The 13,279-nt window shown below is 50.6% G+C and carries 7 protein-coding genes; all 7 read left to right on the plus strand.

Going from position 1 to position 13,279, the window contains the following annotated elements; all coding sequences use genetic code 11:
* The first annotated feature begins 269 nt into the window (after nt 1–269).
* The 7 genes from KO116_RS23025 (at nt 270) to KO116_RS23055 (ending at nt 13,269) form a co-directional block, all read left to right on the plus strand.
* Complete coding sequence (locus KO116_RS23025; protein ID WP_035565587.1) at nt 270–5,861, plus strand: Ig-like domain-containing protein; 5,592 nt, start codon at nt 270–272, stop codon at nt 5,859–5,861.
* A 195-nt stretch (nt 5,862–6,056) separates the two neighbouring features.
* The gene (locus tag KO116_RS23030; RefSeq protein ID WP_052703870.1) at nt 6,057–6,812 is read left to right on the plus strand and encodes a DsbC family protein; all 756 of its coding nucleotides are present in this window, start codon (nt 6,057–6,059) and stop codon (nt 6,810–6,812) included.
* Between the two features lies 1 nt (nt 6,813).
* Complete coding sequence (gene traC, locus KO116_RS23035) at nt 6,814–9,261, plus strand: type IV secretion system protein TraC (RefSeq protein ID WP_035565585.1); 2,448 nt, start codon at nt 6,814–6,816, stop codon at nt 9,259–9,261.
* Nucleotides 9,251–9,763: a hypothetical protein gene (locus KO116_RS23040; protein ID WP_035565583.1), complete on the plus strand. Its 513-nt coding sequence runs from the start codon at nt 9,251–9,253 to the stop codon at nt 9,761–9,763. The genes traC and KO116_RS23040 overlap by 11 nt, the downstream gene beginning before the upstream one ends.
* Before the next feature lie 2 nt (nt 9,764–9,765).
* A complete protein-coding gene (gene lepB / locus KO116_RS23045) occupies nt 9,766–10,323 on the plus strand; it encodes a signal peptidase I (protein ID WP_052703871.1) in 558 nt (185 codons plus the stop codon).
* On the plus strand, nt 10,298–12,253 hold the full coding sequence (locus tag KO116_RS24365; protein WP_052703872.1) for a TrbC family F-type conjugative pilus assembly protein: 1,956 nt from the start codon (nt 10,298–10,300) through the stop codon (nt 12,251–12,253). The genes lepB and KO116_RS24365 overlap by 26 nt, the downstream gene beginning before the upstream one ends.
* Nucleotides 12,250–13,269 carry a TraU family protein gene (locus KO116_RS23055; protein WP_035565579.1) on the plus strand — a complete coding sequence of 340 codons (1,020 nt, stop codon included), beginning with the start codon at nt 12,250–12,252 and terminating at the stop codon, nt 13,267–13,269. The genes KO116_RS24365 and KO116_RS23055 overlap by 4 nt, the downstream gene beginning before the upstream one ends.
* Nucleotides 13,270–13,279: the final 10 nt, after the last annotated feature.

Consider the following 13,279-nt stretch of genomic DNA (forward strand, 5'->3'; position numbering starts at 1 on the left):
ACCGTCATTAACACAGGCACTGTCATCACCAACGGATTGGGGATGTAATCAGCGCAACGCTAGTCGTAGTTTTTTCATAGTTTCTCCGTCCTTGATACCTCTTGGCTGCCCACTGGGCAGCCTTTTTTGTTTTGCCCATACGCTTCTTGGTGCCTTTAAAGGCAGCGCCAGCACCCCCTCCGAATTGCAAACTCAGATTAACCTTTCTAGTGGCGCATTCCGTTCGGCCTGCGTTCTCTAGCTAGAGTAATCAAACAGGAGGGTTACAAATGAGTAACCGTTTTTTAAGTCCAAAGCAGCTGGCAAAAGCCGCGCTGATCGGGGTTATGGCCATAACCTCAACCAGTGCCTATGCCGAGCTATTGGGCTACCGCTTTACCGACGTGCATGGTGAGCAGAGAGACGTGGGGCCTGATCAGACCTACGTTAACCCTCAAGGTGATATGACGTTCTATCTTCGAGCAGGTGTTGACCGACGCCTAGAAATTGAGCTTCAAGACCTTGAAGGAAAAAAGATCGAGGTTAATACCAGCGATCTGATTGGTGCAAATGACCGTATACAACATGGTGGAGGTGAGCATTACGGCACGACACTTACACTATCTAGCCCTGGCGATGGAGAATATCGTCTTGTATCACGAATCATTTCCTCAAGTGGTGCAGAAATTGATAGTAATCAGTTCCCGCTAACGGTGATTCGGCAGAAGCCCGTACTTGGTGAGATAACCATTGATCAACGCCGGGCGCACATCTGGGCTGGCGTTGAGCACCCACTAATTGGATCAGGGCGGTTCAATGGTCTTTATGTTGGTATTGAATCAAGTGCTGTGGAAATCTCACATGCTGTTTTCAAAGCCACTAACGTAGATACTAACCAAGTCCATACTTTTACAAGCACACCAAGTGAAGGAAGAGTTGGTTTCACAAGAGGTGAGTTACTGCCCAACGGTAATGAAGGCGAATACGAAATTAAAGCTAACGTTTTCGACGTAGCTGGGAACGTCGCCTCGACCTCAATAACCGTTTTCCATGACCAAAGTGATGGTGTCGCTAGAACCGAGCCTACTGTGACGGTAGGTATTTATGACCCAACAAATTTTACGGGAGCACCTTTACCTGGGGCTGGCGTCGTTGAGGGCTATGTACCTTACTCACCGAACATAAGTGTTTCACATAATCCGATACAGTTAATTTTCCGCGTGCCAAGAGATAATTTTGTGGATTATTCTCCTTATGGTATTGGTCATATAGGGAACAATTTGCCACATATCGGTAATACGATAGTTCGTGAAAATGCTAATTATGTTTACGTAAAATCCGCTAATAACTTCTTTGCGAACAGGCACGGCACTTCATCAATGAACTATAGGGGTTATGACCGTATCCTTAACCACCATAACAATGTGGTAAATTGGAATTTAAGTAATGATTCAATCATAGCCCCATCTAGCCCGAATTTCGCATTGCAATACACTGATATAGGATGGTCTAGTGACTTTCGACGTGTCTACAATTTAGAGGATCGAAATGGAAGCATTACCGCTGTTCGTATGAGGTTTGCAGCTAGGAACTATGTTCAGAGAGTTCGTGTATGGGGAGGAGGTATAGATAAGTCCGTCACTGCAGCTCCTGGAGAGACGGAAGTAATTATTCCTTTTGAGTATAATTTTTATGAGAACTATGTCAGTAGCGGAGGCACTTTAAATAAAATATCAATCAATACTCTAACATATGGCGAAGGTGATGCAGTTGGGTTTAACTCCCCCAATGGAACTTACAAGGACATAGAGGGAGACTTTACTCAAGCGGTTATTAATTCAATAAAATTGGTTGAAGATAAAGTCGTGGTAAACACATTTGAATCCGACCGCGACAGAACGAATGGTCTGAATAATTCGAATTTCTACCGAGTTGTACTGAATAACTCAAACGCAGAAGTTAAAGATGTTAACGGCGTATGGCATGAAATATCTGCTATTAAAGAAAATGTTTATTCCCAGTGGGATAGAGACTTAGTATTTAATTTGAGAACAGCTCCAGAAGGAAGGCTGACAGCTGTACGTGTAAACGTTGCCGATAACGCCGGTAATATTGCTAAGCAGGAAATAGCCATTGATTATCTAAACGATATCACCCCACCTGTTGTAGATATTATTTCGGATAGCAGTATTTCATCACTAGATGACATACTTATTCGTACCACCGACAATATCGACCAAAATCCTGTTGTTACGAATGCGCGGATTTCTGGTGGCCCGGCTAACGATGACGTTAACTTGGCGACTGTTCGCGCCAGCGGTAGCGTTCCCACCTATAGCTTGGAATACCCGGTTATTTTCCCATCCATGGAAGCTGGGGAAGAATACGAGCTTGAAGTTACTGCCCGCGACGCCAATGGCAATGAGACGGTCGAGCGTAAAGTTTTCTCCTATAAGCCCACTGTGGTGTCACTTTCTACAGGTGACGGTAGCGGTATTCGAATTCCTGCCCGCGTAGCAGCCTTTCTACGGAGCGATGGTGGTGACGTACTGCAGAGCGAGCCTTTAACGCTGTCAGGTGGCGCCCCAGTTGCCGGCACCTACGATGTGTATGCAACACTTCGATCCGACGCAGAAGTGCCTATGATTATTAATGGGGTTCGGGTTACTCCCGGAGATACCCAAGAAATTATGGGACAACACAACTTCTCCAGCACTGGAGGACGCTTGAGTATTCCGGTTTTTCCCGCCGAAGATGGGGTTGTAGGTACCTCAACAATACTGGTGACAACCACGGCGCCAAACGCCCCGGTACTGCTTGTCGATATCGAAACCTGGGAAGGCTCAGCAGATCTCACGGGTAGTAATTGGGAGCCACGCCAGGTAATAGACCCGCTAAGCTACATTGCTAAGCCCACGTCTCCTACTTACTGTCGATTTACTACCCGTGAATCCGAGTCTCGCCAAGCGGACCCGATCACAAATGCTGCTTGTTTCTTAGAATGGGATCGTTTACCTGGGGAACTTTACCCTGTAGAGCGCCGAGATACTGAGGAAGCCATTCCCGAAGTTACCGGTCTTGCGACGCAACAAGGGCCGCAGCAGATTAGCTACAGCCTCTACATGTACGACTCTAAAGGCACCAAAGTTAAAGTGGGTGGTGGCTCACGGGTAATGAATGTAGTGACGGCTCTAAATTCGGTCGTATATGCTTCTAAAGAAGACTACAGCGCTGTAAATCGGGTGCTGCATGATTTTGACGTACGTTTGGATCAGCGCAGTGGTCCTGAATGCCAACCAACCCTTACCGAAGGCGTAGCCCGCCAAGCCGGTGAGCGTAACGGCTACAATTCCACGCGCCGCACTTGCTACTTTGAATGGTCTCAAGTACCGAATGGACTTAGCCAAAACGCTGGTTCAGATTCGCCTCAGCTTATAGGGAACATCAGTACGCCTGGTGAACATACGCTTAGCTGGAAAGCGTACACGTTCTCACCAGGAGGTTATCGCGTTGCAGTAGCACAACAGAGCGAAATCATTACGATGGTAGAGCCGGAGGCGCCAACTATCGAACTAACCTCAGATTACCATCACGAAGGAAGCACCTACATTGTGCCCCAGAACCGCAATTCTCTCGGTGGGCTCATTGTCGATGCGCTCCCTACCGACGTTCGCTTAGATATTAAGCGTGGCACTGAGCAAGTTGAAAATGAAGTGTTCACAGCAGGGTGGGGGGCAAGAAACCGGATGATCCGTAACATGCGCACTGACGCCACACCGGTGTGGAGTGAAACGGTACATTCAGTCGCGGCCATCTACGAAAAGCTACCTGAGATCCGTACTGAGGCCGACTATAACGTTGTCTCTGCGCCGTCTGATAGTGTCCAGCCTCAAGTGTTCATGGACAGCACGACGATCCTTGACACTGAACCGCTCAAGTTGACGGTTCAAATGCGCAATATGCTGGATCGTGATGGCGAGTACGTTGAAAGCGAAATGGGAGAATGGGAGGTACGCCTACTCAACCAGCAATCTTACTCCAACCTAGAGCCCATGACCGAGCTTGCTCCAGCCGTAAACGGCGACGTAGATTTTGAAGTGGATATGGAGCGACTGACTGATGCGGGCCTGCGTATTGTGGCAGAAGCACATCTAGTATCGCCCATTGAAGGCTATGAGCGCATTGTCACCTCACGACCAACCTTTGTTGAGGTTCTTCGCGGTGGTGCCATTGATGGTGATGTTACAAGCCGTCAGTTCTCGGGCCCTGCGCCAATGACCGCTGTTTTCCAAATTTCACTGGAAGATCGCCTGGACCAACAAGCGCTAGGCGACGTGGTGTGGCAAGTCAGCACCGATGATGGCGCCACATGGGAAAACCAGGAAATCGACCCTCGCCGCAAAATGCAGTTTTACAACACCTTTGAAGAAGGCGAGTACCAACTTCGTGCCTTCATGGTGAATGGCAACTCCGGCGCCGAGTCCTATACAGAGACAGTGGAGATCGTAAGCTACGCCCAGCCGGAAGTAGAGATTAGTGGTCCTACCGTTTTGTTCGTCGGTGACACGCATACCTACACGGCCGACATTACGTTGCCCGAAACTGCCGTCAAGTCACCTGAGGACGCCATTGTGGAATGGTCGCTGGATGGTGGCGATACCTGGACGCATACGGGACGTGAGCTTGAGCTATTTAGTGACATTGAGGAACGGTTCTCGATTCGGGCACGCACACGCATGCCAGAAGCGCCAGAACTCGACCGGGACGCCTTCAATGAAGGCCGGATCATGGTGAACTTCCGTGATGTGGTTTCTCCGCGTGTTCGGGTTCGCTCGAAAACGCTTCTTGAGGAAGGCAATACCTATGAGATCAGCGTGTCGGCCACTGCGCCTTACCGGGGCCTGGAATACGATATCAAAGGCTACTTCACCATGCCGGATGGCTCCACGCGTGAAGGGAGCGTAATCGAGTACGTGCCTACCATTGCCGACGCCGATGCTGGGTCAGCGACGTTCACCTATACCGCTTGGGTGGACGGCTTTGAGGAAGAAACAACCTCGACAGATAGCTCCACTAGCCGTGTGTGGCAATACGTGTGGCCTGAGTTTTACTTTACTGAACGTGTCTCTACCGCAGTCGCCCCGGCAGATGTCTCATTGTCGCTTCGTCACCGTGATGGTGCCCGTAATCTCGACAACCCAACGTATGAGTGGGAATTGCCTGAGGGCATCACGGAACTGCAAGAACGTGGCGGCACCACACGACTGTTCCAGATCACCGAAGCTGGTACCCACCGGATTACAGTGAATGTTAAGGACGAACGTGGGCACTCGTCGTTGTTAGAGCAAGTGATTGAGCTTGGGGAACCTGACCCGTTCGACATTTCCCTGCGCTACACACCATCCAACAACTACATGCGTGAACCACTGGATGTGCGCCTTCGTCCCACCTATCGCGGTGGCCACCCGCGTGACCGTGTGAGTACCCAGCGCTTCCTCGTCAATGGTGAAGTAATCTCGGAAGGTGCTAACTCGGGCATTGCCACACTGAATGCAGGCCGTCACGAGATTGTGTTTGAAATTGAGAGTAACCATGGTGTGCAAGACCAGGGCAGTATCGTTATCGACGTGCTTGAGAACCAAGTCCCGATATGCGAACTGGAGTCTAGCGAGTCTTCACGTAACTGGATCGTGCGTGCTTCGTGTGAAGATGTTGATGGTCGTGTCAGCAACTACCACTGGTTAGTGAATGGGGAAGAAAACGCACGAACGTCCAACCGATTAGGTATCCTAAAACGGGATTATGAAGATGAAATGCCGTCGGTAGTTTTGATCGCGGTAGATGATTCGGGCGGTGCATCAGATCCGGTAAGCTTGCCGTAACCCACAAACCAGACCAATGACCGCACTTTTGGCCGCCTCCATATCGGAGGCGGTTTTTTTGTGTTTATTCGCCCGGCTTCGCCATTTGATCGAAAGTCACCGAGAGCGCCCTTAAAGGGTTACTCGGCACCCCCTTGGTTTTCATGCTTGGGCTTAACCTGCATGGCATCAAAGTACCGTTGAGACTTTAACGCCATGAAAACGCTGCTACACACTGCCGTATTAGTCGCCTCCATGGCGACTGCCATTACTGCCAACGCAAGCCTTACACCGGCTAGTCCCATTGCAGATAGCCCGCTGTTCGCCAGTATTCCCTTTGAGGAGCTGACGCTTGAACACATGGACATTCGACAAATCATCCCGATGCCCATAAATGGCTTGAGCGCAATCGACAATGCGGGCCAAGTGATGTACGCCTCAAGCAATGGTCGCTTTGTATTCATTGGACAAATGTATGACCTCTGGAAAGGCGGTGCGCTTGAAACAATGGAGGAGATTGAACAGGCTTCCACGCGCATTTACCTCGATGGGCTCCAGCTCCATCCTCGCGATTTAAATACAGTCACCATTGGCAATGGTCCCATCGACATTACCATTTTTACAGATCCTCTCTGTGAGCATTGCCACGCCCTCGCGCACGAAGCTAAAGCCTACAGTGATGACTACACCTTCTATTTTGTCGTGGTACCTGCGCTGGGAGACGAATCGCATGAGCTCGCTCAACGGCTCCACTGTGCTGAAAACCCCAGTGAAGGTGCAGAGGCGCTGCTAAACGGCACCATTAACCTTTTAGCCACTCGCGAAAACTGTGACCTAGAAGGGTACGAGAAGACCTTATTGGCCTCGGAAGTCCTTGGGGTCAATGGAGTACCTTTCCTGATCCATCAAGACGGGCGCGTTAACCGCGGCCGACCCCAGCATTTGGATCAATGGTTGCAGGGGGGTCGCTAACATGGAAGTCATTGTTAATCGCGGCCTAAAAGATCGCCTATACCCGAAAGAAATGGAGGCGTCAGGTCTAGTACCCGTGCTGGCCTACGATCCCGATAAAGGGATCTACCTAAACGACGACCAAACGCTGGGCTGCGCCTTTCTCTGTGAGCCGTTGACCTACGGCGACGAAAAGATCCAAGACCGTGTTACCGAGCTGTTTAACCAGCTATTTCCCGAAGAAACAACACTGCAATTCATATTGTTCCGTTCCCCGGACGTGAGCGCAAAGCTTGCAAGTATGCTGGCGCTGCGTGACGGATTCCGTCACCCCCTTTTGACCAATGTTGTGAAAGAGCGTGTGAAGTTCATGCGCAAATACACCAATGAAAAGTTGGTTACGAAAAACCGTAAAGGCACCTACGACAACGGCTTAATACAAGACCTCAAGCTGATCGTGACTGTCAAATTTCCGATTACAAATCCTCAACCTACGAAGGCTGAGCTGGAAAAAGTTTATAACCTCAAAGAGAAGGTTGATTCGTCACTGCGGGCAATAGGTCTCCAGCCAAGAGAAATGGACGCCAATATGTTGATCCGCACCATGAGCACCATGCTGAATTGGGGGCCAAACGCATCCTGGCGTGATGGTGGTGCGAATTGGGAGCACGATAAGACAATTGCTGATCAGGTATTTGATTTCGGCACTGAGATACGGTTAGACAAACACAGCTTAATGCTGGGTGACCAGCATGTGCGGGTAATGAGTGCTAAAAAAATGCCGCCGGCTTTCTTTTTTGGCAGCGCTATGGCGTTTGTAGGCGATATCACAGGCGGTAGTTCGTCAGTGCGTGAAAACTACATGATTGTAGCGAATGTGTTTTACCCACCGAGCCAGAAGACCAAAGATCGCTTGGAAACTAAGCGTAAAATTACCGTCAACCAAGCCTATGGCCCCATGCTCAAAATGGTGCCCGTGCTGGCGGAGAAAAAGGGTGACTTCGATGTAATGTATGGCGCTCTTGGTGATGGCGCCAGCATCGTCCAGGTTAGCTATTCGGCAGTGATTTTTGCCCCGACTCGGGAGCGTGTTCAATCAGCTGCAACCTCTATGGCGAGTTATTGGAAAGAAAGCCGGTTCACGTTGCTAGAAGATAAGTTTATCTCGCTGCCGGTCTTCCTAAACTCCCTTCCGATGTGTACTGACCGCAAAGCGGTTAAACACCTCAAACGCTATAAGACGATGACAAGCAAGCAAGCAGCCGTGCTGGTGCCCATATTTGGCGAGTGGAAGGGCACTGGCACCTTCCATGCGGCGCTTATGTCGCGCAACGGTCAGCTCATGTCTGCCAGCTTGCATGACTCCGACACCAACAAAAACTTGGTGATCGCGGCAGAGTCAGGCTCAGGTAAGTCGTTCTGGGCGAATGAGTTGTTGTTGTCGTATATGTCGGAAGGCGCGCAGGTCTGGGTTATTGATGCGGGTAAGTCGTACCAGAACTTAAGTGAAGTATTGGATGGCGACTTTCTGCAATTTAACGAAAGCACCAATATCTGCTTGAATCCTTTCCCGCTGGTGAATGACTACGCCGACGAAGAAGATTCCTTGGTGTCACTGGTCGCTGCGATGGCCTCTGAAAAAGGTCTTCTTTCTGAGCTCCAAAAGGCGCAGCTCAAGCGCGTTATGTCCGAGCTATGGGAGAAGCATGGAAAAGAATTGAAAGTCGATCATATCGCAGATATGTGCTTATCCGACGAAGACCAGCGAGTACGTGATGTTGGTTCGCAGCTGTTCATGTTCACCTCGAAGGGTAACTACGGCAAATACTTTGCCTTCGATAACAACGTTCGCTTTTCAAATCCCTTCACCGTGTTGGAGCTGGATGAACTGCAGGGCCGCAAGCACCTCCGGCAAGTCGTGTTACTGCAGTTGATCTACCAGATTCAACAAGAAGTCTTCCTGGGCGAGCCAAACCGTAAAAAGATCTGCTTTATCGACGAAGCGTGGGATTTGTTGAAAGAGGGCGAGGTCGCCACGTTCATTGAGCACGCTTACCGCAAATTCCGTAAGTATGGTGGCTCGGTCATCATCGCAACACAGTCCATCAACGACCTTTATGAAAACACTGTCGGACGTGCGATTGCGGAAAACTCCAGCTCCATGCACCTACTTGGCCAGACGGCCGAAACGGTTGAATCGGTACGCGAAAGTAAGCGCCTAACGCTCAGCGAGGGCGGTTTCAATCTTCTGCGTTCAGTGCACACCGTCGCGGGCGTTTACTCAGAAATCTTTATCAAGTCCAAAAATGGGACGGGCGTAGGCCGGTTGATTGTAGGCGAGTATCCGAAGCTGATGTACAGCACGGACCCAGTAGATCGTAACGATATTAACCGCTACAAAAAACAGGGGATGAACGTTCATGACGCCATTACCCAAGTGTTGAAGGATCGGGGGCTAAATGATGTCTAACCCAACTACCCAGCAGGACACCCGAGAAGCTAATGACGTGTCAATGTCGTCTGAATATGAGGCAGAGACAACACCGACTAGCCATGTAAAGGCCGATCCCAGTGAGCGCGCACCCAAGAACCCTAAATCACGCCGCCAGCGAAGAAAAGAAGCAGGCAATAGTGGGGAAGGGCGAGGGGATTCTATCGCTGGCACCCTAATCGTGTGCATGTTCTTGGTCGTGATGGTGATGGGATACTTTCTTAATAACCGTGTGAATGCTCTGGAATCCGTCACCGCCAGTGCTGCAGAGTCCATATTAATCATTGACTACCAATCGCTGTTTGCGAACCTGCCCGAAGATATAACCGGCGAAGCCGCGGACAAAATCTTTATGGACGTGCAAGCGCGTATCTTAGCGTTGCAAGAGGCTGGTTATATCGTTCTTGATGCCAATGCTGTGCTGGCTGCCCCTCCTGAAATGCGTATTGATGGCTCCCTTTTGCTAAGTGGGGAGCTTTAATTATGACCGAGCAAACTAGCTTGGCTAACGCCCATGCCGATAACAGTAATGACCAAGGGTTTTGGCGTGCGCGCCGAAAGTTGATGGTCAAGATGGCCATTACTGCCATGGCCATCATCATGGCGGTTTACACCTTTACTTCGCGTTACCACATTGGCTTGGATACCCAAGAAGTTAAATGCATTGGCAACTATTCGTTTTTCCTCGTAGACCGTGGTGATTTGGGCCTAGAAAAGGGAAACCTCTATGCCTTTGAAGCGCGTCGTGTCGCCCCATACTTCGATGAAGGCACCCAGATGGTCAAGATTCTCCTTGGCGTTCCGGGTGACCACATAGCCATTACCGAAGACGCCAACGTAACAGTGAATGGCAAGCAGGTAGCTACCGGTCTTGCCTTGGCAAAAGACCTGGGCATTGATCCTTCAACCTTCATGGGCGAAACGGTTCTGGAGGAAGGCCATTACTGGTTCATGGGCGAGTCTAGCGTCAGTTTCGATTCGCGTTATTGGGGTACTGTTCTTGAGGAGCAAGTCATTGGCCGCGCCTATCCACTTATTTAATCGCGCTGCCCATCGGGCAGTGCTTTGTTATTCTCTGGCCCTCCTTGTAGGGCCTTTAGCCGTTTTTGCGCATGCTGATGAGCGTGGCGGTGCCTCGGTCCTCACCGATGACGATATGGCGATAATCGAGCGCAGTGAGGAGATATCAGAGAAAGCCTCTGACCGGCTCAACATAGACGACTTTTTCCCACCGGATATGGGCGAAGATCGGAGAGACGCTGAAAAGTTCTTTGCTGACCTTGCCCGCACCAATCCCACTTTGCAGGAACATGTGCAACCCGATGATGGCCCTAGAGAGCCAGGGGAGCGCTACGCCGGTCACCACACATTGTTGTTTGCCTCTTTTTCCCTAGAACGCCAGGGCTTAGAGGATATGTTTGAACTGGCTTCCGAAGATCCCGGTGTGGCCATTATTTTCCGGGGTATCCCTGATGATATGGAAGTAGCAGAGGGAGTGCTATTTCTTCAAACGCTAGCCGCTGAATACACGCCCATTCCGTCTGTGGTGATTGATCCTACCTTGTTCCGTGATCACGTAGTGAATGAAGTCCCTACGCTGATACGTATTGGCGATTCGCCACACCCGGACGATGTTATCGCTCGCGTTGCCGGTATCAGTGAACCCCAGTGGCTTGATCGACAGTTAGAGCATGGTGAACGGGGAGATTTCGGCATACGCGGTCCTGTAGTCGAAATTGAAGAACGGGATATGATCGAAGTCATGCAAGAACGCGTGGCTCAGATTAATTGGGAGCAAAAAAGGGAAGACGCTGCAGAGCGCTTCTGGAGCCGCCAAACATTCCAATGGATGCCTCCCGCCACTCGACCGAGAACACGCAAGCTGGACCCCCGTGTGCGCGTTTACGACGATATTGTTGGCGCCGAAGGGCAGGTGATAGCAGCAGCAGGCAGTGTGATTAATCCACTAGACTCCGTGCCGTTCGATCAAGCCATCATTGTCTTTAACGCGACCGATAAACGCGAAATGGAACTGGTTGCCGAGCGTTTGCCCGCACTTACGGCTAATGTCAGCCGGGTAATGTTAATTGCTACCGAGCTGGATGCTGACGAAGGTTGGGATGCCTATAAAGAAGTAACCGACTTCTTTGATGCCCCGCTTTATTTGCTCACGCCGGATGTGAAAAGCCGTTTTGAGCTGGAGTTTACCCCCTCAGTGATTACCAGTGACGGTGAGAACTTTGTCATTCAAGAACTGGTTCGGGGCGTGATGATGCCTAAGGCAAAAGTTGCGTTCCAGCCCATCGTTTGCAGTAAAACAACCACCCGTAAAGCCTATGAAGTGCTGGCACGGTTCCCTGGGTCCACGGGTCTATATGAGGGCCCACATGGTCATGTATCCGCAACACAGTGGGCGTCTCTTGATCTAAAAATTATTGCCATGCTCGCGAAGTGGGTAGCCGTAGGTAATCGGCTTCGTCATCCCCTTTATATCAATGTGTCAGCTGGAACGCTGTCTTGTGACAATGCGTTTGAGGCCTGGGAGGAGCAATACAAAGCCTTCCGCATTTATCAACACACGCCTGTCATGCTTGAAATTAACGAACTAGTCAGCGACGACGCGATTGAAAAGCGCTGGTCCCGGTTAAGCGACTGTGGATTAGGCCTCGCCCTGGATGATTTTGGTTCCAAAAATGCCTCGTTAGAGCGTTTGCAGGCTTTTCCGTGGTCAGTGTGCAAGTTTGAAAGCGAAACTTTGGATCATGCGGATTCTCAAGCCGCGCTGCGCCATGCACAAAAAACCAACATATTGACCATTGTTGAACGTATCGAAACGACAGAAGACGCCAAACGCGCCTCTCAATCAGGCGTGTCACTCCATCAGGGCTACTTCTATGGCTTCCCACAAGTAGTGGCGCTGGACTATGCAGTATCGGTACCGACTATTCAGCTAAGGGAGGTTGCGTCATGAGGTTTCGGCACTTTATGGCCGCAATGGTTCTGGCAGTTATCGGCACCGTGGCACCACAACTGGCGCATGCGACGCCTGGATGCGTTGATGCGCAGGTGATAGGCCCAAAGCTCATCACAGATATTTGCTGGGATTGCTTATTTCCAATACGAGTGGCTGGTGTTCCGTTGACGGGTGGAAGTGGTGGAGTTCCTGAGGGAAGTGCTGACCGTATGCTATGCGCCTGTGAGGATAATCTGGGTGTGCCACGGCCAGGTGTCGTGACCAGTTTTTGGGAACCGGCACGCCTAATTGAATTTCAACGCGTACCTGGCTGCTCCTCGGTACTCAATGGTATCCGTTTCCCCATGGACCGCACATTTCAAGGCATGCATGGCGGAACTGACTTTGATGGTGGTGACGGCACGTTCATGCACTACCACTACTACGCGTTTCCACTGCTTTTGATGATGGATATGTTTGTGTCAGGTGCATGTAATGCAGATGGTTATACCGACCTCGATATTATGTACTTGAGCGAGCTTGATCCTACCTGGAATAACAGCGATCTAGCCTTCTTCACTAATCCCGAAGCTGCAGCGGTGGCTAATCCAATTGCAGCCGCCGCCTGTACTGCGGATGCAGTAGCCTCAACTGCGGGTAAGCCCATTAACTCCATGTTCTGGTGCGCGGGCTCCTGGGGTCCTATTTACCCATTATCAGGACAAATTACCGGGGGGAATGGCGTCATCCAAGAATCAAGCCTGATGAAAGCACGCGTACTGGCAGCATTGCACCGTCGCGGCTTGGCTTGGCGCACCATGGGATCAGACGCCATGTGTAGTGGTGGCCACATCAGTCCTACACTGCCAAAAACTCAGTACAAGTTTAGCTTGCTTCACCCATTACCCGAAACCAAACGCGGCCACGTAATGGGCGAGTCTACGTTGCGGTGGGGCAATGCCCGGATTATCCCTGGTGTCGCAGAAGACCCAATTTATACCATTTGGCGCTGGCAAGACTGCTGCAACATGTAGGTGAAAAGGA

The organism is Halomonas sp. KO116, assembly GCF_000734975.2.
Lineage (GTDB): Bacteria > Pseudomonadota > Gammaproteobacteria > Pseudomonadales > Halomonadaceae > Vreelandella > Vreelandella glaciei.

What these genes read in the sequence shown, in the direction of transcription:
- traC (WP_035565585.1), top strand. Translation starts at nt 6,814, where the DNA reads ATGGAAGTCATTGTTAATCGCGGCCTAAAAGATCGCCTATACCCGAAA.
- KO116_RS23030 (WP_052703870.1), top strand. Translation starts at nt 6,057, where the DNA reads ATGAAAACGCTGCTACACACTGCCGTATTAGTCGCCTCCATGGCGACT.
- KO116_RS23025 (WP_035565587.1), top strand. Translation starts at nt 270, where the DNA reads ATGAGTAACCGTTTTTTAAGTCCAAAGCAGCTGGCAAAAGCCGCGCTG.
- KO116_RS23055 (WP_035565579.1), top strand. Translation starts at nt 12,250, where the DNA reads ATGAGGTTTCGGCACTTTATGGCCGCAATGGTTCTGGCAGTTATCGGC.
- lepB (WP_052703871.1), top strand. Translation starts at nt 9,766, where the DNA reads ATGACCGAGCAAACTAGCTTGGCTAACGCCCATGCCGATAACAGTAAT.
- KO116_RS23040 (WP_035565583.1), top strand. Translation starts at nt 9,251, where the DNA reads ATGATGTCTAACCCAACTACCCAGCAGGACACCCGAGAAGCTAATGAC.